This is a genomic window from Streptomyces sp. NPDC018964, assembly GCF_044390325.1.
GTDB lineage: Bacteria > Actinomycetota > Actinomycetes > Streptomycetales > Streptomycetaceae > Streptomyces.
In genome coordinates this window covers 21,301-44,031 of sequence record NZ_JBIRYZ010000028.1, presented here as the reverse complement: position 1 = coordinate 44,031, position 22,731 = coordinate 21,301, and the positions used below count along the sequence as shown (strand labels likewise).

22 protein-coding genes are annotated in these 22,731 nt (G+C 72.3%); 18 read left to right on the top strand and 4 right to left on the bottom strand.

All coding sequences use genetic code 11. The features are described 5' to 3' along the window. The first annotated feature begins 6 nt into the window (after positions 1 to 6). The 5 genes from ACH5AO_RS32270 (at position 7) to ACH5AO_RS32250 (ending at position 5,439) form a co-directional block, all read left to right on the top strand. Positions 7 to 1,008, top strand: a complete 1,002-nt coding sequence (locus tag ACH5AO_RS32270) for an ABC transporter ATP-binding protein (RefSeq protein WP_398930893.1) — start codon at positions 7 to 9, stop codon at positions 1,006 to 1,008. Beyond that, a complete protein-coding gene (locus tag ACH5AO_RS32265) occupies positions 1,005 to 2,291 on the top strand; it encodes an ABC transporter ATP-binding protein (protein ID WP_398930891.1) in 1,287 nt (428 codons plus the stop codon). Before ACH5AO_RS32270 ends, ACH5AO_RS32265 begins: the two co-directional genes overlap by 4 nt. A gap of 121 nt (positions 2,292 to 2,412) precedes the next feature. Further along, a complete protein-coding gene (locus ACH5AO_RS32260; protein WP_398930889.1) occupies positions 2,413 to 3,069 on the top strand; it encodes a trimeric intracellular cation channel family protein in 657 nt (218 codons plus the stop codon). A 58-nt stretch (positions 3,070 to 3,127) separates the two neighbouring features. After that, entirely contained in the window at positions 3,128 to 3,985 is an 858-nt protein-coding gene (locus ACH5AO_RS32255; protein ID WP_398930887.1) for a thioesterase family protein, read from the top strand. Positions 3,986 to 4,269: 284 nt separating this feature from the next. Next, entirely contained in the window at positions 4,270 to 5,439 is a 1,170-nt protein-coding gene (locus ACH5AO_RS32250) for a cysteine desulfurase family protein (RefSeq protein ID WP_398930886.1), read from the top strand. Between the two features lie 18 nt (positions 5,440 to 5,457). On the opposite strand, the gene ACH5AO_RS32245 is transcribed toward ACH5AO_RS32250, so the two are convergent. Next, positions 5,458 to 6,162 (bottom strand): N-acetylmuramoyl-L-alanine amidase, encoded by a 705-nt coding sequence (locus tag ACH5AO_RS32245; RefSeq protein ID WP_398930884.1) that lies wholly within the window; start codon positions 6,160 to 6,162, stop codon positions 5,458 to 5,460. Positions 6,163 to 6,222: 60 nt separating this feature from the next. On the opposite strand from ACH5AO_RS32245, the gene mnmA reads away from it, so the two are divergent. Next, a complete protein-coding gene (gene mnmA / locus ACH5AO_RS32240; protein WP_398930882.1) occupies positions 6,223 to 7,353 on the top strand; it encodes a tRNA 2-thiouridine(34) synthase MnmA in 1,131 nt (376 codons plus the stop codon). A 27-nt stretch (positions 7,354 to 7,380) separates the two neighbouring features. On the opposite strand, the gene ACH5AO_RS32235 is transcribed toward mnmA, so the two are convergent. Both ACH5AO_RS32235 and ACH5AO_RS32230 read right to left on the bottom strand, forming a co-directional pair. Further along, the gene (locus ACH5AO_RS32235) at positions 7,381 to 8,160 is read right to left on the bottom strand and encodes an alpha/beta fold hydrolase (protein ID WP_398930879.1); all 780 of its coding nucleotides are present in this window, start codon (positions 8,158 to 8,160) and stop codon (positions 7,381 to 7,383) included. Positions 8,161 to 8,240: 80 nt separating this feature from the next. Then, positions 8,241 to 8,564 carry a DUF427 domain-containing protein gene (locus ACH5AO_RS32230; RefSeq protein ID WP_398930877.1) on the bottom strand — a complete coding sequence of 108 codons (324 nt, stop codon included), beginning with the start codon at positions 8,562 to 8,564 and terminating at the stop codon, positions 8,241 to 8,243. Positions 8,565 to 8,671: 107 nt separating this feature from the next. On the opposite strand from ACH5AO_RS32230, the gene ACH5AO_RS32225 reads away from it, so the two are divergent. The 9 genes from ACH5AO_RS32225 to gatB all read left to right on the top strand — a co-directional run bounded on the left by ACH5AO_RS32225 (position 8,672) and on the right by gatB (position 20,206). Further along, the gene (locus ACH5AO_RS32225) at positions 8,672 to 9,211 is read left to right on the top strand and encodes a TIGR00730 family Rossman fold protein (protein WP_398930875.1); all 540 of its coding nucleotides are present in this window, start codon (positions 8,672 to 8,674) and stop codon (positions 9,209 to 9,211) included. A gap of 18 nt (positions 9,212 to 9,229) precedes the next feature. Then, positions 9,230 to 9,928 (top strand): SDR family oxidoreductase, encoded by a 699-nt coding sequence (locus ACH5AO_RS32220; RefSeq protein WP_398930873.1) that lies wholly within the window; start codon positions 9,230 to 9,232, stop codon positions 9,926 to 9,928. Positions 9,929 to 10,073: 145 nt separating this feature from the next. Beyond that, entirely contained in the window at positions 10,074 to 11,081 is a 1,008-nt protein-coding gene (locus ACH5AO_RS32215) for a methionine synthase (RefSeq protein WP_398930871.1), read from the top strand. 14 nt (positions 11,082 to 11,095) lie between these two features. After that, a complete protein-coding gene (gene ligA, locus ACH5AO_RS32210; RefSeq protein WP_398930869.1) occupies positions 11,096 to 13,291 on the top strand; it encodes an NAD-dependent DNA ligase LigA in 2,196 nt (731 codons plus the stop codon). Positions 13,292 to 13,551: 260 nt separating this feature from the next. Beyond that, on the top strand, positions 13,552 to 15,864 hold the full coding sequence (locus ACH5AO_RS32205; RefSeq protein WP_398930867.1) for a putative bifunctional diguanylate cyclase/phosphodiesterase: 2,313 nt from the start codon (positions 13,552 to 13,554) through the stop codon (positions 15,862 to 15,864). Between the two features lie 776 nt (positions 15,865 to 16,640). Continuing rightward, on the top strand, positions 16,641 to 16,937 hold the full coding sequence (gene gatC, locus ACH5AO_RS32200; RefSeq protein WP_006130840.1) for an Asp-tRNA(Asn)/Glu-tRNA(Gln) amidotransferase subunit GatC: 297 nt from the start codon (positions 16,641 to 16,643) through the stop codon (positions 16,935 to 16,937). Positions 16,938 to 16,943: 6 nt separating this feature from the next. Continuing rightward, entirely contained in the window at positions 16,944 to 18,440 is a 1,497-nt protein-coding gene (gene gatA, locus ACH5AO_RS32195) for an Asp-tRNA(Asn)/Glu-tRNA(Gln) amidotransferase subunit GatA (RefSeq protein ID WP_398930865.1), read from the top strand. Further along, on the top strand, positions 18,437 to 18,676 hold the full coding sequence (locus ACH5AO_RS32190) for a hypothetical protein (protein WP_030188427.1): 240 nt from the start codon (positions 18,437 to 18,439) through the stop codon (positions 18,674 to 18,676). The genes gatA and ACH5AO_RS32190 overlap by 4 nt, the downstream gene beginning before the upstream one ends. A gap of 15 nt (positions 18,677 to 18,691) precedes the next feature. Next, positions 18,692 to 20,206, top strand: a complete 1,515-nt coding sequence (gene gatB / locus ACH5AO_RS32185; protein ID WP_398930863.1) for an Asp-tRNA(Asn)/Glu-tRNA(Gln) amidotransferase subunit GatB — start codon at positions 18,692 to 18,694, stop codon at positions 20,204 to 20,206. 74 nt (positions 20,207 to 20,280) lie between these two features. On the opposite strand, the gene ACH5AO_RS32180 is transcribed toward gatB, so the two are convergent. Further along, a complete protein-coding gene (locus ACH5AO_RS32180) occupies positions 20,281 to 21,084 on the bottom strand; it encodes an SAM-dependent methyltransferase (protein ID WP_398930861.1) in 804 nt (267 codons plus the stop codon). A 220-nt stretch (positions 21,085 to 21,304) separates the two neighbouring features. On the opposite strand from ACH5AO_RS32180, the gene ACH5AO_RS32175 reads away from it, so the two are divergent. From ACH5AO_RS32175 to ACH5AO_RS32165, 3 genes are read left to right on the top strand one after another with little or no spacing between them, the layout of a single operon-like run. After that, positions 21,305 to 21,568, top strand: coding sequence for an MMPL family transporter (locus ACH5AO_RS32175; protein ID WP_398930964.1), 264 nt, complete (start codon positions 21,305 to 21,307; stop codon positions 21,566 to 21,568). Next, a complete protein-coding gene (locus ACH5AO_RS32170; RefSeq protein ID WP_398930859.1) occupies positions 21,546 to 22,103 on the top strand; it encodes a GNAT family N-acetyltransferase in 558 nt (185 codons plus the stop codon). The genes ACH5AO_RS32175 and ACH5AO_RS32170 overlap by 23 nt, the downstream gene beginning before the upstream one ends. Positions 22,104 to 22,138: 35 nt before the next feature. Then, a complete protein-coding gene (locus ACH5AO_RS32165) occupies positions 22,139 to 22,711 on the top strand; it encodes a hypothetical protein (RefSeq protein ID WP_398930857.1) in 573 nt (190 codons plus the stop codon). Positions 22,712 to 22,731 lie beyond the last annotated feature (20 nt).

The window sequence follows — 22,731 nt, the reverse complement described above, 5'->3', positions numbered from 1 at the left end:
ACCACCATGTCTCTGCTCAATGTCGACGAACTGACCATCACCTTCGGCGGCCGCGGCCGCAAGGAGTCCCGGGCGGTCGACGGCGTCTCCTTCGAGGTCGACCAGGGCCAGGTCGTGGGCCTGGTCGGCGAGTCCGGCTGCGGAAAGTCCGTCACCTCCCTGGCCCTGATGGGCCTGCTGCCGAGCAAGGGCGTCACCATCGGCGGCCGTGCCGAGTTCGACGGCGCGGACCTGTTCACGATGAGCCCGTCCGCCCGCCGTGACCTGCGCGGCAGCGAAATGGCGATGATCTTCCAGGACCCGCTGTCCTCGCTCAACCCGGTCGTGCCGATCGGCGTGCAGGTCACCGAGATCCTGGAGCGCCACCGCGGGATGAAGGGCGAGGCCGCCCGCAAGGAGGCCGCCCACCTGCTGGACCGGGTCGGCATCCCCGACCCGACCCGGCGCCTCAAGGAGTACCCGCACCAGCTCTCCGGCGGTATGCGCCAGCGCGCGCTGATCGCCATGGCGGTGGCCTGCGCCCCGCGCATGCTCATCGCCGACGAGCCCACCACGGCCCTCGACGTGACCATCCAGGCGCAGATCCTGGAGCTGCTCAAGGAGCTCGTGGACCAGGAGGGCACCGCCCTGCTGATGATCACCCACGACCTCGGCGTGGTCGCCGGCCTCTGCGACCAGGTCAACGTGCTCTACGCGGGCAAGACCGTGGAGTCCGCCGGGCGCCGCGAGCTGTTCGCCCACCCGACCCACCCCTACGCGCACGGACTGCTGGGCTCCATCCCGCGTCTGGACGCACCCCGGGGCGAGCCCCTCAAGCCCATCCGGGGCTCCATCAACGACCGCATCGCCTGGGCCGACGGCTGCGCCTTCGCGCCCCGCTGCGACCGGTACGAGATGGGCTGCCTGACCGGCTCCCCGCAGCTCACCGAGCCGCGCGCGGCCGGCCACCAGGTGCGGTGCGTCAACCCCGTACTCGACGACGCGAAGGCCGAGGAGGTCACCGCATGAGCCTGCTCGAACTGGACGGCGTCAAGGTCCACTTCCCCATCAAGAAGGGCGTCTTCGTCGACCGCACGGTCGGTCACGTCTACGCCGTGGACGGGGTCTCCCTGAAGGTCGAGGCCGGCGAGACCTACGGTCTGGTCGGCGAGTCCGGCTGCGGCAAGACCACCCTCGGGCGGTCCGTGCTCCGGCTGGTGGACATCACCGAGGGCTCCGTCGTCCTCGACGGCACCGACCTGGCGAAGCTGCCCGGCGAGGAGATGCGCCGCTTCCGGCGCCGGCTCCAGATGGTCTTCCAGGACCCGCTGGGCTCGCTCAACCCCCGGCAGAACATCGAGTCCATCCTGTCCGAGGGCATGATCGCCCACGGCATCGGCAAGGACCAGGAGGAGCGCCGGGAGAAGATCAAGGCGATCCTGGACAAGGTCGGCCTGCCCTCCAACGCGCTCGCGCGCTACCCGCACGAGTTCTCCGGCGGCCAGCGCCAGCGCATCGGCATCGCCCGCGCCCTCGTCCTCGAACCCGACGTGATCATCTGCGACGAGCCGGTCTCCGCGCTCGACGTGTCGGTCCAGGCCCAGGTCATCAACCTGCTGGACGAGCTCCAGGAGGAACTCGGCCTGACCTACGTGGTGATCGCCCACGACCTCGCCGTGGTCCGGCACATCTCCGACACGATCGGCGTGATGTACCTGGGCTCGCTGGTCGAGGAGGCGCCGAGCGACGCGCTGTACGCCGAGCCGAAGCACCCGTACACCAAGGCCCTGATGTCGGCCGTGCCGGTGCCGGACCCGGAGGTGGAGGACAGGCGCGAGCGCATCCTGCTCACCGGCGACCTGCCCTCCCCGGCCAACCCGCCCAGCGGCTGCCGCTTCCACACCCGCTGCCCCTGGGCCCAGGCCGAGCGCTGCTCGACCGAGCGGCCGCAGCTGCGGGACCTCGGCGGCGGCCACCGGGTGGCCTGCCACTTCGCCGAGGACATCGAGTCCGGGAAGCTGGAGCTGACCCGGCCCACCGGCATCGAGGCCGTCACGAAGAGCGAGGACGTGGTGGTCGAGCGGACCGGGGACGAGGCGGAGGTTCCCGCCGCGCTCCTGCCGGCCGACTCGACGACCAAGCCGGACGCAGCGGCGGTCAAGGAGAAGGTGCCGGCGGCGGCCGAGACCCCGGGCGACCGGACGGCCGACACCGCCGCCGCGAAGGACTCCGCCGCCGCGAAGGACTCCGCCGTCGCGGAGCCGGACGCGGCCGGCAAGGAGAAGGAGAAGGAGCAGGACAAGGCCGGCTGACGGTCCGCCGTCCTTCCCGGGGCCTCGCACGGCCCCGCGGAAGGTGCGCGGACGGCAAGCTCACACCACCCCTCGCCTTGGTTTGCAAGGCGAGGGGTTCTTGTCGGGTGAGAATGTGAGGGTGCTCCAGCAACTGTTCAGTCCGTCCGTCCTGCACACGCTCGACCTGATCGGCATCTTCGTCTTCGCGATCTCCGGCGCCCTGCTGGCCGTCCGCAAGAACTTCGACGTCTTCGGCATCGCCGTGCTCGCCGAGGTCACCGCGCTCGGCGGCGGACTCTTCCGCGACCTGGTCATCGGCGCCGTACCGCCCGCCGCCTTTACGGACCTGGGGTACTTCGTCACCCCGCTGCTCGCCACCGCCCTGGTGTTCTTCCTCCACCCGCAGGTGGAGCGCATCCAGACCGGCGTCAACGTCTTCGACGCGGCCGGCCTCGGCCTGTTCTGCGTCGTCGGCACGACCAAGGCGTACGACCACGGCCTCGGCCTGACCGCCTCCGCCTGCCTGGGCCTGGCCACCGCGGTCGGCGGCGGCGTGCTGCGCGACGTGCTCGCCAACGAGGTGCCGTCGCTGCTGCGCTGGGACCGCGACCTGTACGCCGTCCCGGCCGTCGTCGGCGCGACCCTGACCGCGCTGTGCATCCGCTACGACGTGCTGAACGCGGGGACCAGCGGCGTCGCCGTGGTCACGGCCTTCGTACTGCGGCTGCTCGCGATGCGCTACCACTGGCGGGCCCCGCGCGCGTGGCACCGCCGGTCGACGGTCCAGGAGGAGTAGGCTCCCGGGCGCACTGGCAAAGCTACCGCTTAGTATTATCTTCTTGTACTGTTCAGCCATGTCAGAAGCAGCCTCCGCCCAGCCCGTCAGGGCCACCATCGGCGCCAGTGAGTTCGACCGCGACACCGCCCTCACCCCGCGCGCGCCCGGCGTCTACGACATCGACCTCTCCGCCGACTGGACGATCTTCAACGCCGTCAACGGCGGCTATCTGCTGGCGGTCCTGGGCCGCGCGCTCGAGGACACCCTGCCGCATGCCGACCCGTTCACCCTCTCCGCGCACTATCTGACCGCCTCCCGGCCGGGCCCGGCGGTCGTCCGCACCGAGACCGTGCGCACCGGACGGACCCTGTCGACCGGCCAGGCCTCCCTGTTCCAGTTCGACGAGCAGGGCGACGAGGTGGAGCGCATCCGCGTCCTCGCCTCCTACGGCGACCTGGACTCCCTCCCCGACGACGTCCGTACGACGGCCGAGCCGCCCGTGATACCGCCGATGGAGCAGTGCTTCGGAACGGAGGACGGCCCCGCCCCGGTCGACGGCGGCTCCGCCATCACCGAGCGCCTGATGCTCAAGCTCGACCCCTCGACCCTGGGATGGGCGCTCGGGCAGCCGTCCGGCAAGGGGGAGATGCGGGCCTGGTTCGGTCTCGCCGACGGCCGGGACCCCGACCCGTTCGCGCTGCTCCTCGCGGTGGACGCCCTGCCGCCGACCGCCTTCGAGCTGGGCCTGACCGGCTGGGTCCCCACGGTGGAGCTGACCGTCCACATCCGCTGCCGCCCCGCCCCGGGCCCGCTGCGCGTCTCGGTCACCACCCGCAACCTCGCCGGCGGCTTCCTGGAGGAGGACGCCGAGGTCTGGGACAGCGCCGACCGCCTGGTGGCCCAGTCCCGCCAACTGGCCCGGGCACGCCTCTGAATCCAGCCCTTCTGGGGGAGTGCGAGAGCGGGGGTCCGGTGGCCCGGACCCGCCTGTGGATCCAGCCCCTCCGGCATTCGAGGAGCGGGGGTCCGGGGGCAGCGCCCCCGGGAACGGGAACGGGAAGGGGCGGCGGGGGCGAAGCGAACCTCACCCGCCCCGTTCCGGACCTCGCACTCGTGCGGGCGGACACCACGCTCCCCCGGAGCTTCCGGGCGGGCGGCACATCCCGGCCGACCGTGATCCGTGGCCGCTGCACCCGGCCCCGTAGAATCGGCCCCACCATGGCTTACCTCGACCACGCCGCGACCACCCCGATGCTTCCCGAGGCAGTCGAGGCACTCGCCGCGCACCTGGGCGTCACCGGCAATGCCTCCTCCCTCCACGCGGCCGGCCGCCGTGCCCGGCGCACCGTCGAGGAGGCCCGCGAGACCCTCGCCGAGGCCCTCGGCGCCCGGCCCAGCGAGATCGTGTTCACCTCCGGGGGGACCGAGGCCGACAACCTCGCCGTGAAGGGGCTGTACTGGTCCCGCCGCGACGCGGACCCGGCCCGCACCCGGGTCCTCGCCAGCCCCGTCGAGCACCACGCCGTCCTCGACGCAGTCCACTGGCTCGCCGAGCACGAGGGCGCCACCGTCGAGTACCTGCCGGTCGACCCCCACGGCCGGGTCCACCCGGACGCCCTGCGCGAGGCCATCGCCCGCGATCCCGACGACGTCGCCCTCGCCACCGTCATGTGGGCCAACAACGAGATCGGTACGATCCTGCCGGTCCGCGAACTCGCCGAGACCGCCGCCGAGTTCGGCGTGCCGCTGCATTCCGACGCGGTCCAGGCCTTCGGCCAGGTCCCGGTGGACTTCGCCGCGTCGGGGCTCGCCGCGATGACCGTGTCCGGCCACAAGATCGGCGGGCCGTACGGCATCGGCGCGCTGCTCCTGGGCCGCGAACACACACCCGTGCCCGTCCTGCACGGCGGCGGCCAGGAACGCCACGTCCGCTCCGGCACCCTCGACGTCCCCGCCGTCGCCTCCTTCGCGGTGGCCGGGCGGCTCGCCGCCGAGCAGCGGGAATGGTTCGCCCGCGAGATCGGGAGGCTGCGCGACGACCTGGTCGCCGCGGTCCACGAGGCCGTGCCGGACGCGATCCTCGGCGGCGACCCCGCCCCCGGGGGGCGCCTTCCGGCCAACGCGCACTTCACCTTCCCCGGCTGCGAGGGCGACTCCCTGCTGCTCCTCCTGGATGCCCAGGGCATCGAGTGCTCCACCGGCTCCGCCTGCACCGCCGGCGTCGCCCAGCCCAGCCACGTCCTCCTGGCCACCGGCACCGACCCCGACCTGGCCCGCGGCACCCTCCGCTTCTCCCTCGGCCACACCTCCACGGAGGCCGACGTGGAAGCCGTGGCCAAGGCCATCGGGCCGGCGGTGGAACGGGCCCGCGCGGCGGGACTGACCTAGAAGGCCGATGAAGACCTTCTAGCCCGCCGTGGCCGACGGGGAGCCGGAGGGGCCGGTGTCCGCCCGCGCCGTACGGGCCCGGCGGACCAGCTTCATGTAACGGTCCCAGTCCCAGTGCGGCCCCGGGTCGGTGTGGTCCGTGCCCGGGACCTCGACGTGGCCGATGATGTGGTCGCGGTCGACCGGTATGCCGTAGCGGGCGCATATGCGGGCGGTGAGGCGGGCCGACGCCTCGTACATCTCGTCCGTGAAGTCCTCGGGGCGGTCCACGAAGCCCGCGTGCTCGATGCCGACGCTGCGCTCGTTGTAGTCGCGGTTGCCCGCGTGGTAGGCCACGTCCAGCTCGCGGATCATCTGGGTGACGCGGCCGTCCTGGCCCACGATGTAGTGCGAGGCGGCCTGGTGCTCCGGGTCCTGGAACGCCCGCACCGCGCTGTCGAAACTGCCCTGGGTGACGTGGACGATCACCATGTCGACGCCGAAGTCGTCCGGCCGGTCCGCGCGGCGCCAGTTGGCGTCCGAGGCCGCCACCCAGCGGGCGCCCGCGTAGTCCACCACGCCCTGCTCGCGCGGCTTCTCGACGCCCGGCACGCGCCACCACAGCCGCGCCAGCTCGTCCCGCGCCAGCACCGCAGTGCCCGTCGCCGCCACCACCCCGCCCACGATCAGTGCCCGCCGCCCGATGCGCCGGTCCCCGTCCTCGGATGCCTTCTGTGCCCCCATGTGATCTGGAACGGATATCCGGCGGCCGCGGTTCCCACGCCCCCGTACCCTGGAGGGGTTATGACTGAGACCTCGCAGCGCTCCCGCCCCCTCCGCGTCCTGGCCGCCATGTCCGGCGGCGTCGACTCCGCCGTCGCCGCCGCCCGCGCGGCCGAAGCGGGCCACGACGTGACCGGCGTCCACCTCGCGCTCTCCGCGAACCCGCAGTCGTTCCGTACCGGCGCGCGGGGCTGCTGCACCATCGAGGACTCGCGCGACGCCCGCCGCGCCGCCGACGTCATCGGCATCCCGTTCTACGTGTGGGACCTCGCCGACCGCTTCCGCGAGGACGTCGTCGAGGACTTCGTCGCCGAGTACGAGGCCGGCCGCACCCCCAACCCCTGCCTGCGCTGCAACGAGAAGATCAAGTTCGCCGCCCTGCTGGACAAGGCGCTCGCCCTCGGCTTCGACGCGGTCTGCACCGGCCACTACGCCCAGGTGGTCCTGCGTGAGGACGGCACCCGCGAACTGCACCGCGCCTCCGACATGGCCAAGGACCAGAGCTACGTCCTCGGCGTGCTCGACGACCGCCAGCTCGCCCACGCGATGTTCCCCCTCGGCGACACGGTCACCACCAAGGAGGAGATCCGCGCGGAGGCCGAGCGCAGGGGACTGGCCGTCGCCAAGAAGCCCGACTCGCACGACATCTGCTTCATCGCCGACGGCGACACCCAGGGCTTCCTCGCGAACCGCCTCGGCAAGGCGGAGGGCGACATCGTCGACGAGTCCGGCACCAAGGTCGGCAGCCACGAGGGCGCGTACGGCTTCACCATCGGCCAGCGCAAGGGCCTGCGGATCGGCACTCCCGCCCCCGACGGCAAGCCGCGCTACGTCCTCGACATCTCCCCGGTGACCAACACCGTCACCGTCGGCCCCGCGGCCGCTCTCGACGTCACCGCCCTCACCGCGATCAAGCCCCGCTGGTGCGGTGCCGCCCCCACCGGCCCCGGCACCTACACCGCCCAGCTGCGCGCCCACGGCGGCGAGACCGAGGTGACGGCGGAACTCGTCGACGGCGACCTGCGCGTGCGTTTCACCGAGCCCGTCCGCGGCGTGGCCCCCGGCCAGGCGATCGTCCTGTACGACGGCACCCGCGTGGTCGGCTCGGCGACGATCGCCTCGACGGTGCGGGCGACGGCCGGCGTCGCCTGACGGCGCTCCTCCGGTCCGGCGGGGCGCTCACCGCGTGAAGAACTCCGCCAGGACCGGGGCCAGGACGTCCGGTTCGACCATATGGGTCTGGCCCTCCAGGGTGCGGTACGTGCCCCGGGGGACGGACTCGGCGATCGCCCGCGCGGCCTCGCGCATCCACGCCGGGCTCGCGTCGCCCGCAATCGACAGCACCGGTACGCCGATCGATGCCAGCAATTCGCGCGGCACGCTCCCGTCGCCCATCACGGCGTCGTCGTACGCGAGGCTCGGCGCGAGCGACTCCATCCCGGCCCACATCGGTGACTGCCGTGCGCCCTGGATGACGTCCTCACCGAGGCCGGTCAGCCGCAGGAACAGCTCCACCGCGTCCCCGCGCCGCCCCTCGGCGAGCGCCGCCGTCAGCCGCTCGGTGTAGCGCGCCCGCTCCCCGAGGTCCTCCTCGGACATCGCGTACGGCGTCTCGTACACGGCGACGTGGTGCACCGGCAGTCCGCTCGCCGCCGCCCTGAGCGCCAGCGCGCCGCCCGAGGAGACGCCGTACAGCGCGGCCTCGCCGCCCACCGCCGCGATCAGCGCCGCCAGGTCCTCGACCTCGCGCTCCACCGCGTACGGCGCCGTGTCCCCGCTCGCGCCCCGGCCCCGGCGGTCGTACACGACCACCCGGAACCGCTCCGAGAGGGGCGCCGCCAGCGGGGCCACCGTGCCGCCCGTCGACATCGCGCCGCTGACGAGAACGACCGTGGCACCCCGCCCGGCGCTCTCGTACGCCAGGGAGGTGCCGTCACGCGAAGAGATGTTCTTGTCCATGTCACGCCAGACTGCCGCACGGCACGGCGTTCATCGGTGAGGCGGGCGGCGCGTTCGCCCAGCACAACCCGTTTACCTGATCAGCCGACTTCCACCTCGTAGAAGCAGAGGTGGTCCTTGATCCGTGCGACGTCCGGCTTCGGATCCGGGTACGCCCAGGCCAGGTCCGCCGCGTCCGGCAGCGACCAGTAGGACGCCGTGCCCTTGAAGGGGCAGCGCGTGTGCGTCTCGGAGGGCGTCAGCAGGTCCAGCCGTACGTCCGCCGGCGGGATGTAGTACCGGTCCGGACAGCCCGTCTCCTTCAGCAGCAGTGCCCCGTCGCTCTCCGCCAGCACCTGCCCGCCGCGCACCACGCGCACGTGCCGGTCACTGTCCTCGATGGTGATGCGGTGGCCCGTGGTCACGATCGTCCCTCCTCGGTTGGCCGATTCCGTGAGTACAGCGCACTCCGGAGCGGACTTCTTCCCGGGAGGGATCCGCGGGAGGACGAAAGGACCCGTACGGTGGGTCCGTGAACATCTGCGTCTTTCTCTCCGCCGCCGACCTCGACGAACGCTACACACGCCCCGCGCGGGAGTTCGCGCGGCTGCTCGGCAAGGGCGGGCACACGCTGGTGTGGGGCGGCTCCGACGTCGGCCTGATGAAGGTCGTCGCCGACGGTGTGGAGGAGGCGGGCGGCAGGCTCTGCGGCGTCTCCGTGGAGTTCCTCGCGGCGAAGGCGCGCGACGGCGTCGACGAGATGGTGATCGCGCGTGACCTCGCCGAGCGCAAGCGGCTGCTGCTGGAGAAGGCCGACGCGGTGGTCATCATGGTCGGCGGCACCGGCACCCTCGACGAGGCGACCGAGATCCTGGAGCTGAAGAAGCACGGACACACCGACAAGCCGGTGGTGCTGCTCAACACCGCGGGCTTCTACGACGGCCTCAAGGAGCAGTTCCGCCGCATGGAGGACGAGGGCTTCCTGCCCCGTCCGCTCACCGAGCTGGTGTTCTTCGCCGAGGAGCCGGTGGGCGCGCTGGCCTACCTGGAGGAGAGCCTGGGCGGAAAGTGACCGCCCGATGATGCGAGCATGGCGGGCATGGCTACACATGTGATCACCGGAGCGGGCTCCGGCATCGGCGCGGCCGTCGCCCGCCGCCTGCACGCGCGCGGCGACGAACTCGTGCTGCACGCGCGCGACGCGGGCCGGGCGAAGGAACTGGCGGCGGAGTTCCCCGGCGCACGCACCCTCGTCGGCGACCTGGCGGACCCCGACAAGCTCTCCTGGGCCTTCTCCCACCAGTCGCTCCCGGACCGGGTGGACTCCCTCCTGCACATCGCCGGCGTGGTCGACCTCGGCCCGGTCGGCGAGCTGACCCCGAAGACCTGGCGCCACCAGCTCAACGTCAACCTGATCGCCCCCGCCGAGCTGACCCGGCACTTCCTGCCCCAGCTCCGCGCGAGCCGGGGCCACGTGATCTTCGTCAACTCCGGCGCCGGCCTGAGCGCCCACGCCGACTGGTCCGCCTACGCGGCCTCCAAGCACGGCCTGAAGGCCCTCGCGGATTCCCTGCGCGAGGAGGAGCACGCGGGCGGCGTCCGCGTCACCTCGGTCTACCCCGGCCGCACGGCCAGCCCCATGCAGGCCAAGGTCCACCAGCAGGAGGGCAAGGAGTACGACCCCGCGCGGTGGATCGACCCCGAGTCGGTCGCCACGACCATCCTGACGGCCCTGGACCTCCCGGCCGACGCGGAGATCAACGACCTGACGGTCCGACCGGGGCGGTGACCGACAGCTGGTCCGGCACCCCCAGCCCCCTCCAGCCCCTCCGGCGTTTGAGGAGCGGGGGTCCGGGGGCGGAGCCCCCGGGGACGGGACGGGTAGGGGCGGCGGGGGCGAAAACCTCCGGCCGCCCACTGCGTACGCTTCTCGGGTGAGCGAAAACAGCCAGTTCAGCTTCGCCCCCGCGACAGGGATCGGCTCCATGCCGGGCGGGGACGCCCGAGAGGCCGCCAGAACGGTCACCGGCAGCTTCGAGACCTTCCCCCACCTCCCCGAACTCCCCGCCCGCGGCCCCGGCGCGGACATGATCGGCCGCACCGCGGGCCTGCTCGTGGAGCTGTACGCCCGCGTGGAGCCCAGCGGCTGGCGCATCGGCGACCGCCCGGGCCGCGACACCAAGCGCGCCCGCTCCTGGCTCGGCGAGGACCTCGACGCCCTGGAGGAGTTCACCCAGGAGTACCAGGGGCCCCTGAAGGTCCAGGCGGTCGGCCCGTGGACGCTCGCCGCCGCCCTGGAGCTGAAGAACGGCGAGGCCGTCCTCTCCGACCCCGGCGCCTGCCGCGACCTCGCCGCCTCCCTCGCCGAAGGGCTGCGCCTCCACCTCGCCGAGGTGCGGCGGCGCGTGCCCGGCGCGCGGCTCGTCCTGCAGCTCGACGAGCCCTCCCTCACCGCCGTACTGCGCGGACAGGTGCGGACCGCCAGCGGCTACCGCACCCACCGCGCGGTGGACCGGCAGCTCGTCGAGGCCACGCTGCGGGACGTCGTCGGGGTGCACGACGGCGGGCCCGTCGTGGTCCACTCGTGCGCACCGGACGTCCCGTTCGCCCTGCTGCGCCGGGCGGGCGCGGCGGGGGTCTCCTTCGACTTCTCCCTCCTCACCGAGCGTGACGACGAGGTGATCGGGGAAGCGGTGGAGAGCGGGACCCGGCTGTTCGCCGGCGTCGTCCCGGGCACGGACGGACCGTTGTCGGACCCGGGCGGTAGCGTCATGGGTGTCAGGACGCTCTGGCGCAGGCTGGGGCTGCGGCCGGGACTGCTCCCGGAGGCGGTCACGCTCACCCCGGCGTGCGGACTCGCGGGGGCCTCCCCGGAGTACGCGCGCAAGGCCCTCGCCCATTGCGTCCGGGCGGCGAGATCCCTCGCGGACAACCCAGAGTGACGGGAGGACACACGGTGGCCGGCGACAAGCAAGCGGAGACGACGAGCGTTCCCGCCGAGGCACGGGAGAAGCACGCCAGGCTCGCTGAGCAGATCGAGGAGCACCGCTTCCGGTACTACGTGAACGACGCCCCCGTCATCAGCGACGCCGACTTCGACCGGCTGCTGCGGGAGTTGGAGGCGCTGGAGGAGGAGCACCCGGAGCTGCGCACCCCGGACTCGCCGACCCAGAAGGTCGCGGGGGCGTACGAGACGGAGTTCACCTCCGTGCGGCACGTCTCGCGGATGCTCTCCCTCGACAACACGTTCAACGACGACGACCTCGCCGCGTGGGCGGAGCGCATCCAGCGCGAACTGGGCACGCAGAAGTACCACTTCCTGTGCGAGCTGAAGGTCGACGGCCTCGCCGTCAACCTCACCTACGAGCGGGGGCGGCTGGTCCGCGCGGCGACCCGCGGCGACGGCCGCACCGGTGAGGACATCACGCCCAACGTCCGCACCATCGCGGAGATCCCGGACCGGCTGAAGGGCGACGAGGTTCCGGACCTGGTGGAGATCCGGGGGGAGGTCTACTTCCCGATGGAGAAGTTCCAGGAGCTCAACGCGCGGCTGAACGCGGCCGGCGACAAGCCCTTCGCCAACCCGCGCAACGCGGCGGCCGGTTCGCTGCGCCAGAAGGACCCCCGGGTCACCGCCTCCCGCCCGCTGCACATGGTGGTCCACGGCATCGGCGTCCTGGAGGGCTACAAGGGCATGACCCGCCTCTCCCAGGGTTACGACCTGCTCAAGAGCTGGGGCCTGCCCACCTCCGAGCACAACAGGGTGGTCGACGACCTCGCCGGCGTACGGGAGTTCATCGCGTACTACGGCGAGAACCGGCACTCCGTGGCGCACGAGATCGACGGGGTCGTCGTCAAGCTCGACGAGATCTCCCTCCAGGGCCGTCTCGGCACCACCTCGCGCGCCCCGCGCTGGGCCATCGCGTACAAGTACGCGCCCGAGGAGGTCAACACCAAACTCGTCGACATCCGCGTGGGGGTGGGCCGTACGGGCAGGGTCACGCCGTACGCCCAGGTGGAACCGGTCACGGTGGCCGGGTCCGAGGTCGAGTTCGCCACGCTGCACAACCAGGACGTGGTCAAGGCCAAGGGCGTCCTCATCGGCGACACGGTGGTGCTGCGCAAGGCCGGTGACGTGATCCCGGAGATCCTCGGCCCGGTCGCCGACCTGCGGGACGGCAGCGAGCGCGAGTTCGTGATGCCGGCCGAGTGCCCCGAGTGCGGTACGCCGCTGAAGGCGATGAAGGAGGGCGACGTCGACCTGCGCTGCCCCAACGCCCGTACGTGCCCGGCACAGTTGCGGGAGCGGCTGTTCTACCTGGCCGGGCGCAAGGCGCTGGACATCGAGCACTTCGGCTACGTCGCCGCGGCGGCGCTGACCAGGCCGCTGGAACCGGAGGACCCGCCGCTGCGGGACGAGGGCGACCTGTTCGACCTCACCATCGAGCAGTTGCTGCCCATCAAGGCGTACGTCCTCGACCAGGACAGCGGGCTGCCCAAGCGGGACCCGAAGACCGGCGAGGAGAAGGTCGCCACCGTCTTCGCCAACCAGGAGGGCGAGCCGAGGAAGAACGCGGTCGCGATGCTGGCGAACATCGCGGCGGCGAAGGAGCGTCCGCTGGCGCGCGTGCTGACCGGTCTGTCGATCCGTCACGTCGGCCCGGTCGCGGCGGAGGCGCTGGCCCGTGAGTTCCGCTCCGTCGACCGCATCGAGCAGGCCACCGAGGAGGAGCTGGCGGGCACCGAGGGAGTCGGCCCGACCATCGCCGCCTCGCTCAAGCAGTGGTTCGCCGAGGACTGGCACCGGGAGATCATCCGCAAGTGGAAGGCGGCCGGTGTCCGCATGGAGGACGAGGGGGCCGGGGAGGACGAAGGGCCCCGCCCGTTGGAAGGGCTCACGGTCGTGGTGACCGGGACGCTGGAGAACTTCACCCGGGACGGCGCGAAGGAGGCGCTGCAGGGCCAGGGGGCGAAGGTGACCGGATCCGTCTCCAAGAAGACGTCGTTCGTCGTCGTGGGTGACAACCCCGGTACGAAATATGACAAGGCGATGCAGCTCAAGGTGCCGGTTCTGAACGAGGACGGGTTCGCCGTCCTGCTCGAACAAGGGCCGAAAGCCGCGGCGGACGCCGCTCTTTCGGCCGAGGAGTAGCGGTTGAAGGTCGGCCGATCGGCGCATATCAGATGCATACGGGTGGCTGGGGCGCATTCGGGCAACCGTCGGCGACCGGTGCCCGTACGGGCCATGTGCGGCCTACTGTTGAGATGTGCGCCTGCCGTGCCCAGCTGCGGTCGGGGCAACCCCGTACTCGTGAGGGGTCCGGGGTAAGGGCTTTCCACCGCGGAGCCGCTGAGGGTCGTCGGGCATCGGGCCGCGTGGCGTGGGCACCGCCGGCTGGGAGAGGGACGGGAATGGAACCGACCGAGAGCGCCGCCCCGGGCTCACGGCTGCGTCTGCGCCGCATGGCGGTCGCATGGCTGCGCGGCCGTGAGGACGGGCGGCCCGCGGGGCGACCGGGCGCGATGGAGCGCACCGGGGCGCGTGCCGCGGACACGCGCGGGGCAGACACGCGTGGGGCTGATGCGCGTGGTGCGAACGTGCGTGGTGCCGGGCAGTCGGTTGCCGGACGCGGACACGGGCACGGTCCCGGGCTGGCCGAGTTGTCCGAGTCGGACGCGGAACGGCATCCTTCCTGGCCCGCGTTGCCCACGGCGGTCGTCGCCGCGGCCGGTTTCGTGCTGGGCGTCGGCTTCCTGCGGGCGTTCACCGGAGGCCACGCGCTCTTCCCGTCCGGCACCGTCGGCTGGTCCCTGGCCGTGCTGACCGGAATCATCGTCGGCCATCTGGTGATGCTGGGCCGCTCCCGCTGGTGGGGAGGCACCGGCTCGGGCGCCGCCCTCACCCTTGCCGTGCTGCTGCTCTACGGCTGGGTCGCGGCCGGGATGATCAGCCTCACCGTCGTCGTGCTCGTCGGCGTGGCCCGGCGTGGCCGCTGGCGGCAGGGCGTGCTGCACGGCGCGGTGGACCTGCTCGGCATCGGCGCCGGGGCGCTGGTGCTGGCCGCGTTCGGCTGGGTGCCGTCCGTCGAGTCGCCGTCGACTCCGGACACCTGGACGCCGTACACCGCGCCGGGAGTGGTGCTGGTCGCCGTCACGTACCTCGTGGTCACGCGCACACTGCTCTGGTACCTGCACACCCCGCGCGCGGGGCTGCCGACCGTGGCCCGTACCGCTCTGGTCCGGCAGGGGCTCGTCGCGGTCGCCCTGCTCGGCATAGCGCCCCTGGTGTGCGTGGTCGCGGTCGCCAAGCCGGTGCTGCTGCCGCTCTTCTCCATTCCGCTGATCGCCCTCGACTCCACCCTGTGGATAGCCCGCGCGCGGGCCGAGGAGCAGCTGCGCGATCCGCTGACCGGGCTGCCCAACCGGCAGTGGCTGCTGGAACGCATCTGGACCGCGCTGGACGACGCCGAGCGGATCGGTGCCCGTGCCGCGCTCATGCTGATCGACCTGGACCGGTTCCGGTCGGTCAACGACACCCTCGGGCATCTCGCCGGTGACCGGCTGCTGCTGCAGATAGCCGACCGGCTCAGACTCGCCCTGCCGCGCGGGGCGGAGGCCGCGCGGCTCGGCGGTGACGAGTTCGCCGTCTTACTGCCCGTCGCCGACTCCACGACGTCCGCGACCCGTGTCGCCCGCGGCCTCGTCGCCGCCCTCAGTTCCCCGCTCGACCTCGATGGGCTCACCCTCGTCCTGGAGGCGAGTGCGGGGGTCGCCGTCTTTCCCGACCACGCGGACGACGCGGAGGGGCTGTTGCGGCGGGCGGACGTGGCGATGTACCAGGCCAAGCGGGACCGTACGGGGGTCGAGGCGTACGAGTCCAAGCGGGACTCCAACACCCCTGACCGGCTGGGGCTGCTGGGTGATCTGCGGCGGGCGCTGGACGCCCGGGAGGTCGAGCTGCACTACCAGCCCAAGGTCCGCTTCGACGGGCAGGTCGCGGGGCTCGAGGCGCTGGTGCGGTGGGTGCATCCGGAGCGGGGGAAGGTGCCGCCGGACGAGTTCATAGCGATCGCCGAGTCGTCCGGGCTGATGCCGCACCTCACCGAGTACGTGCTGGAGACCGCGCTGGGGCAGGTCGCCAAGTGGCGGGCCCAGGGGCTGTTCGTGCCGGTCGCGGTCAACGTCTCCCCGCGCGACGTCCACACCCCCGGCTTCGCCGGCTCCGTCGCGGCCCGGCTGGCCCGGCACGGCGTCCCGGCGGGAGCGCTCCAACTGGAGATCACCGAGCACGTCCTCCTGGAGGACCCGCAGCGTGCCGCCGACACCCTGAACGCCCTGACCGGGCACGGCGTGAAGATGTCCCTGGACGACTTCGGCACGGGGTACTCGTCGTTGGTGCACCTACGGCGGCTGCCGGTGAGCGAGCTGAAGATCGACCGGTCGTTCGTGGCCCGGCTGGCCGTGGACACCGAGGACGCGGAGATCGTGCGGTGCACCATCGATCTGGCGCATTCGCTGGGGCTGCTCGTCGTCGCGGAGGGGGTGGAGGACGACGAGACGTGGGAGCGGTTGCGTGATCTTCGCTGCGACGCGGTCCAGGGCTGGCTGGTGGCGGCGGCGATGCCGCCCGAGGAGACGACGGCCTGGCTCCTCGCCCGCGGCTCCCGCGGCTGGCAGCGCCCGGCCGCGGCGCTCCCGGCCGCGACGACCACGGTCGACGAATAGTCCGTACCGGGTGGGTGTCGTGCCCGCGGTGCGGCTGTTCGCCTCGGTGGGGCGGGGGCTTGCGCCTGTGGTGCGGCTGTTCGCCTCGGTGGGTGGGGTGCCTGCGGCGCAGCTTTCGGTTCGGTGGGGGCTGGGGTAGCGCCCATGGTCGGTGGGTGGGTCGGGGCCGTGTCGGGGGTGTCCGTCCTCGGACCGGCGCGGATCACGTCACTCGGAAGGGGTGCGGGGTGCGGACGCGCCGGCCACTGCGGGCGGCCACCCCCGCCCCGTCCCCTTCCCGCCGTACGCGCCTGCCGCTACCGCTGCCGCTACCGCTGCCGCTCCCCGCGTCAGCCGCGGGCAGTCATGCCTCCCCCGGTGCCTTAAAGGCCTGGGAGGTGCCCCCAGGGCGATGGGGGTCCCCCGGCCCGAGCGCAGCCGAGGGTGGGGGAGGGTGGGCGGTGGGGGTACCTCCCGCTCGAGCGAAGTCGAGAGTGGGGGAGGCACCCCGTGGGCGCCGGGCCGCGCGAACATCCCCGGCCCACCCCAACGCGGGGCACCCGCAAACGCGCCGGTGTCGCGCCCCCACCCCCGGCCGGCACCAGCACGGGGCACCCCGCAAGGCACCGGGCTGCGAAGCCCCCCGTCCCGCGGCGACGAAGGGCGCTCCGCCGCAGGCGGGGAAACGCCGGACGGCGCCCGGCGGGGCAGGCCCGGGGAAAGGGTTTCACGGGCACGGCCCGCCGCCCCATAGGATTGGCCCCAAACCACACACACTCACCCCAGAGGATCGCTGCATGCCTGGCATCACGCGCGAGGAGGTCGCCCACCTCGCCCGGCTGGCGCGTCTGGAGCTGAAGCCCGAAGAGCTCGACCACTTCGCAGGCCAGCTCGACGACATCATCGGCGCGGTCGCCCGCGTCAGCGAGGTCGCCGACCAAGACGTACCGCCGACCTCCCACCCGCTCCCGCTGACGAACGTCATGCGCGCGGACGAGGTCCGTCCCTCGCTCACCCCCGAGCAGGCGCTCTCCGGCGCCCCGGCCCAGGAGCAGCAGCGTTTCAAGGTGCCGCAGATCCTGGGGGAGGAGTAACCCGCCATGAGCGATCACATCATCAGGCTCACCGCCGCCGAGACCGCCGAGAAGATCGCCTCCGGCGAGCTCACGGCCGTGGAGGTCACCGAGGCGCACCTGGCCCGCATCGAGGCCGTCGACGAGAAGGTGCACGCCTTCCTGCACGTCGACCGCGAGGGCGCCCTGGCGCAGGCGCGCGCCGTCGACGAGAAGCGGGCCCGGGGCGAGAAGCTCGGCCCGCTGGCCGGCGTTCCGCTCGCGCTCAAGGACATCTTCACCACCGAGGGCATCCCGACCACCGTCGGTTCCAAGATCCTCGAGGGCTGGATCCCGCCGTACGACGCGACGCTCACCAAGCGGCTGAAGGCCGCCGACGTCGTCATCCTCGGCAAGACCAACATGGACGAGTTCGCCATGGGGTCCAGCACCGAGAACAGCGCCTACGGGCCGACCGGCAACCCGTGGGACCTCACCAGGATCCCGGGCGGGTCCGGCGGTGGTTCGTCCGCCGCGCTCGCCTCCTTCCAGGCGCCGCTGGCCATCGGCACCGACACCGGCGGTTCCATCCGCCAGCCGGCCGCCGTCACCGGCACGGTCGGTGTGAAGCCGACGTACGGTGCCGTGTCCCGGTACGGCATGGTCGCCTTCTCCAGCTCCCTGGACCAGGGCGGGCCCTGTGCCCGTACGGTCCTGGACGCCGCCCTGCTGCACGAGGTGATCGCCGGGCACGACCCGATGGACTCCACCTCCATCGACGCCCCGGTCCCGCCGGTCGTCGAGGCCGCCCGCAACGGCTCGGTCGCCGGCATGCGCGTCGGCGTCGTCAAGCAGTTCCGCGGCGAGGGCTACCAGGCCGGTGTCGTCCAGCGGTTCGACGAGTCCGTCGAGCTGCTGAAGGAGCTGGGTGCCGAGGTCGTCGAGCTGGACTGCCCCTCCTTCGACCTGGCGCTCTCCGCGTACTACCTGATCGCGCCCTCCGAGTGCTCCTCCAACCTCGCCCGCTTCGACGGCCTGCGCTACGGCCTGCGGACCGGCGACGACGGCTCGCACTCCGCCGAGGAGGTCACCTCGCTCACCCGTGAGGCCGGCTTCGGCGACGAGGTCAAGCGCCGCATCATGCTCGGTACGTACGCGCTCAGCTCCGGCTACTACGACGCGTACTACGGCAGCGCCCAGAAGGTCCGCACCCTGATCAAGCAGGAGTTCGAGCGGGCCTTCGAGCAGGTCGACGTGATCGTCTCCCCGACGACCCCGACCACGGCCTTCCCGATCGGTGAGCGCGCCGACGACCCGATGGCGATGTACCTCGCCGACCTGTGCACCATCCCCACCAACCTGGCGGGCAACGCGGCCATGTCGCTGCCCTGCGGCCTCGCCCCCGAGGACAACCTGCCGGTGGGTCTGCAGATCATCGCCCCCGCCATGAAGGACGACCGGCTCTACAAGGTCGGCGCCGCCGTCGAGGCCGCCTTCGTGGAAAAGTGGGGCCACCCGCTGATCGAGGAGGCACCGTCGCTGTGAGCGCACTGTCCAAGGCCAAGGGCTTCAAGAAGTCCAAGTCCGGTCTGTACGTCTCCATGGCCACCTCGGCGTTCGGCGCCGTCGGTGTGTACAAGCAGATCAAGAAGGCGCGTGGCGAGAGCGACACGCTGCGGCTGCTCGACGCCGTCGTCACCGGTGCCGCGGTCGTCACCAACCTCGCCATCCTCTACCGCGAGCTGAAGCGCCTCGGCGACGACGACGTCCTGCTGGGCTGAGAGGGAAGTTTCACCGTGACCACCACGACTGACCTGGTGTCGTACGAGGACGCGCTGGCGTCGTACGACCCCGTCATGGGCCTCGAGGTCCATGTCGAACTCGGCACCCGGACCAAGATGTTCTGCGGCTGCTCGACGGCGCTGGGCGCCGACCCGAACACCCAGACCTGCCCCGTCTGCCTCGGCATGCCCGGCGCGCTCCCGGTCGTCAACGCGACCGGCGTCGAGTCGGCGATCAAGATCGGTCTCGCGCTGAACTGCGAGATCGCCGAGTGGTGCCGCTTCGCCCGGAAGAACTACTTCTATCCGGACATGCCGAAGAACTTCCAGACCTCCCAGTACGACGAGCCGATCGCCTTCGACGGCTACCTCGACGTGCAGCTGGAGGACGGGGAGACCTTCCGCGTCCTGATCGAGCGCGCCCACATGGAGGAGGACACCGGCAAGTCGACGCACGTCGGCGGCGCCACCGGCCGCATCCACGGCGCGTCCCACTCCCTGCTGGACTACAACCGCGCCGGCATCCCGCTGATCGAGATCGTCACCAAGCCGATCGAGGGAGCGGGCGAGCGCGCCCCCGAGGTCGCGCGGGCGTACGTCCGTGAGCTGCGCGAACTCATCCGTGCCCTCGGCGTGTCCGAGGCCCGCATGGAGATGGGCCAGATGCGCTGCGACGTGAACCTGTCGCTGCGCCCCCACGGAACCGAGAAGTTCGGCACCCGCAGCGAGACGAAGAACGTGAACTCGCTGCGGTCCGTGGAGCGTGCGGCCCGGTTCGAGATCCAGCGGCACGCCGCCGTGCTCGGCGGTGGCGGGACGATCATCCAGGAGACCCGGCACTTCCACGAGGACACGGGGTCCACGACCTCGGGCCGCGTGAAGGAGGAGGCCGAGGACTACCGGTACTTCCCGGAGCCCGACCTGGTGCCGGTCGCCCCGTCCCGCGAGTGGGTCGAGGAGATCCGTGCCGCCCTGCCCGAGCTGCCGCTGGTGCGCCGCAACCGGCTCCGCGAGGAGTGGGGCATCTCCGGCACCGACATGCAGGCCATCCTCAACGCCGGTGCGCTGGACCCGATCGTCGCCACGATCGACGCCGGTGCCGACGCGGCCTCCGCCCGCAAGTGGTGGATGGGCGAGCTGGCCCGCGCCGCCAACGAGTCCGGCAAGGGCCTCGACGAGCTGGCGATCACCCCGGAGCAGGTGGCCCGGGTCGCCGAGCTGGTCGTGAAGGGCGATCTGAACGACAAGCTGGCCCGCCAGGTCATCGAGGGCGTCCTCGCCGGTGAGGGCACCCCGGACGAGGTGGTCGACAAGCGCGGTCTGAAGGTCGTCTCCGACGAGGGCGCCCTGGGCACCGCCGTCGACGAGGCCATCGCCGGCAACCCGGGCATCGCGGACAAGATCCGCGGTGGCAAGGTGACCGCGGCCGGAGCCCTGGTCGGCGCGGTCATGAAGGCCACGCGCGGGCAGGCCGACGCGGCCCGCGTGAAGGAGCTGATCCTTCAGAAGCTGGGCGTCGACGAGGGCTGATCCCCGGAGACGGCGGGAGGGGGCGCATCGGGTTCGATGCGCCCCCTCCCTCATGAGGTCATGCCGTCACGCGGTCAGGGACGGCGTCCCACCACGCGGGCGAAGCCCAGCGTGCGGCCCCGGTCCGTGCGCAGCATCTCCGCGCTCTCCCGGCTCATCCGCACGTGGAACTCCTCCGTGCTCTCCTCGGCGACGACGTCGCACCAGAGCAGCCACTCCCGCCAGCCGTCCTCCAGCCAGTCGGCCGTCTCGACCTCCACGGCCCCGCTGCGGGTCCAGTGGCGACGCCACCAGGCGGGGCTGTGGAAGCACCAGAACGCGGGGTCCCAGTACGGCTTCATGTGCTCCGGCGGCTCGGTGCCCTCGATCTCCTCGGGCATCGACGGGACGACGACCCCGATCCGCCCGCCGGGCTTCAGCAGCCGGATCAGCGTCGGCAGGTAGAGATCGTCGGTGCCGAAGTACTGGTACGCGTCGACGGAGACGATCGCGTCGAAGCTCTCCTCCCCGAAGGGCAGGTCGTGGGCCTCGGCGAGAACCGGGAACACCCGGTCGGCGACGCCCGCCTCCGCGATGCGGCGCGCGTTGTCGTCCGGCTTGATCCACAGGTCGGCCGCGGTGACCTGGACGTCGTACTCCCTGGCCAGGAAGACCGACGTCATGGCACGTCCGCAGCCCAGGTCGAGCACGCGCGCGCCGGGGCGCAGGGTGTCGAGGCCGAGGGCCGGGGCGAGCCACTCCAGCAGCCACAGCGCGTGCGGGCCCATCGCGTTCTCGATGGTCCAGCGGGCGTCGTAGGCACTGCTGCGCGGGTACCGGGGCAGGGTGAGGCGGCTAGCGAGGTCGTCGTGCGGGGTGTTCGATGTGATGTCCGACATCGGTGAACGGGCTCCTTGAGGCCGTGAAGAGGGAAAGGGTCGCGTCGGAGATCGGGCGGACAAGCATCAAAGCACCTGCTCAGATCGGCGGCGGACTGCCGCGGAACGTCGGAGCGGCGGACATTAGCAGGCGGGCCCACACCCCCGCATCCGGATTTCCGGACCGCGGGCGCCACGCTCGCGCGCTGCGGGCATCCCGCTCGAGGCCGCCGCGATGAACGTGGCCGCCGTCGCCTTCGGCATCGCGGTCGCCGTCGACGCCTTCGTCCCGCGCACCCTGCTCGTCCCCGCCCTCATGCGCCTCCTCGGCGGCGCCAACTGGTGGCTGCCGCGCCGGCCGGACCGGATCCTGCCGCGGATCGGCATCGAGCCGCCCGAGTCCCGGGCCGCCCGTGAGAGGCTGGCCGTCGCCACGGACGCCGAGGTGGCGGACGTGCCGGCCGAGGAGGAGCAGCAGCGGGATGTACGCGATACCACTGGGTGACGACGGAGCCGAACTGCGCCCCCTGGAGCCCTGGCACGCCGAGGAGTTCCTGGCCCATCTGGACCGGGGCCGGGAGTTCATCAACCGGTACATCCCCTTCGGCTCCCGGGCCACGGACGTGGCCGGCGCCCGGGAGGTGCTGCGGCGATACGCCGACTGGCGCGCCGCCGACACGGCCTCGCTGCACGGACTGTGGCTGGACGGCACGCTCGTGGGCGGGGTGCTCACCCTGAACTTCGACGCGGAGAACGGCACCTGCGAGGTCGGCTGCTGGCTGGAGCCCGCCGCCACCGGGCGCGGGCTCGTCACCCGCGCGATGCGGGTGCTCATCGACTGGGCGGTCGAGCAGCGCGGCATCCACCGGGTCGAATGGGTCGCGGCGGCCGGCAACGGGCCGAGCATCGGCGTCGCCCGCCGGCTCGGCATGACCAGGGACGGAGTCCGCCGCGAGGCCCACCTCCACCACGGGGTGCGCCACGACCTGGAGGTGTGGTCCGTCCTGGCCCCGGAGTGGCGCGCGCACAACGATCATTAAGCGGACTCTCAGAGAGCGTCCGTACGGTGCGGGGCATGGGAACCAGGACAGTGGACGAGACCGGAGCCGACACCGAGCGCGACGGGAAGGCGGTGGACGCCACCGAGCCCGTCGACACGGATACGGACACGGGCACGGACGCCGACGCCGACGTCGAGAAGACGGAACCGGAAGCGGCGCAGGACGCGCCCGGGACCGAGGACCGAGCCCCGTCCGGTGTCGGACAGGGCGCCGCCGCGGTCGTCTCGGCGGCCCTCGGCCTCGTCTCGCTCACCGGCAGCTGGCTGGGCACGGTGGCCGCCGCGCGGGAGACCCTCGTGGGACAGCTGGAGACGGCCGCGGACGCCGGCGTCGCCACCCAGGTCAAGGAGATCTACGGCGACGCCTGGCACACCAGCGCGCTGTGGGGCGGCCTGTTCGCGCTGACCGCGCTGATCGTGGGCGTGGTGGTGCTGGTGAGGCCCGCGTTCGGGACGCCCGGCCGGACGGTGCGGGCGCCCTGGATCAAGTCGGTCGCCTGGGCGGGCGTGTCGCTCGGCGTCGTCGGACTGCTGCTGGCGGTCCTCAAGTACACCGATGTGATCCTGGGCCTGCCGGCGGCCGGCTGAGTCGCGCCGTGGGGGGGGGG

Bases quoted from the DNA above. Each gene is read 5' to 3' on its own strand.
- gatA (WP_398930865.1), top strand. From the start codon at position 16,944: ATGAGCGATCACATCATCAGGCTCACCGCCGCCGAGACCGCCGAGAAG.
- ACH5AO_RS32205 (WP_398930867.1), top strand. From the start codon at position 13,552: ATGGAACCGACCGAGAGCGCCGCCCCGGGCTCACGGCTGCGTCTGCGC.
- ACH5AO_RS32170 (WP_398930859.1), top strand. From the start codon at position 21,546: ATGTACGCGATACCACTGGGTGACGACGGAGCCGAACTGCGCCCCCTG.
- ACH5AO_RS32245 (WP_398930884.1), bottom strand. From the start codon at position 6,162: ATGGGGGCACAGAAGGCATCCGAGGACGGGGACCGGCGCATCGGGCGG.
- ACH5AO_RS32250 (WP_398930886.1), top strand. From the start codon at position 4,270: ATGGCTTACCTCGACCACGCCGCGACCACCCCGATGCTTCCCGAGGCA.
- ACH5AO_RS32255 (WP_398930887.1), top strand. From the start codon at position 3,128: ATGTCAGAAGCAGCCTCCGCCCAGCCCGTCAGGGCCACCATCGGCGCC.
- ACH5AO_RS32265 (WP_398930891.1), top strand. From the start codon at position 1,005: ATGAGCCTGCTCGAACTGGACGGCGTCAAGGTCCACTTCCCCATCAAG.
- ACH5AO_RS32270 (WP_398930893.1), top strand. From the start codon at position 7: ATGTCTCTGCTCAATGTCGACGAACTGACCATCACCTTCGGCGGCCGC.
- ACH5AO_RS32235 (WP_398930879.1), bottom strand. From the start codon at position 8,160: ATGGACAAGAACATCTCTTCGCGTGACGGCACCTCCCTGGCGTACGAG.
- ACH5AO_RS32165 (WP_398930857.1), top strand. From the start codon at position 22,139: ATGGGAACCAGGACAGTGGACGAGACCGGAGCCGACACCGAGCGCGAC.
- mnmA (WP_398930882.1), top strand. From the start codon at position 6,223: ATGACTGAGACCTCGCAGCGCTCCCGCCCCCTCCGCGTCCTGGCCGCC.
- gatC (WP_006130840.1), top strand. From the start codon at position 16,641: ATGCCTGGCATCACGCGCGAGGAGGTCGCCCACCTCGCCCGGCTGGCG.
- ACH5AO_RS32180 (WP_398930861.1), bottom strand. From the start codon at position 21,084: ATGTCGGACATCACATCGAACACCCCGCACGACGACCTCGCTAGCCGC.
- ACH5AO_RS32220 (WP_398930873.1), top strand. From the start codon at position 9,230: ATGGCGGGCATGGCTACACATGTGATCACCGGAGCGGGCTCCGGCATC.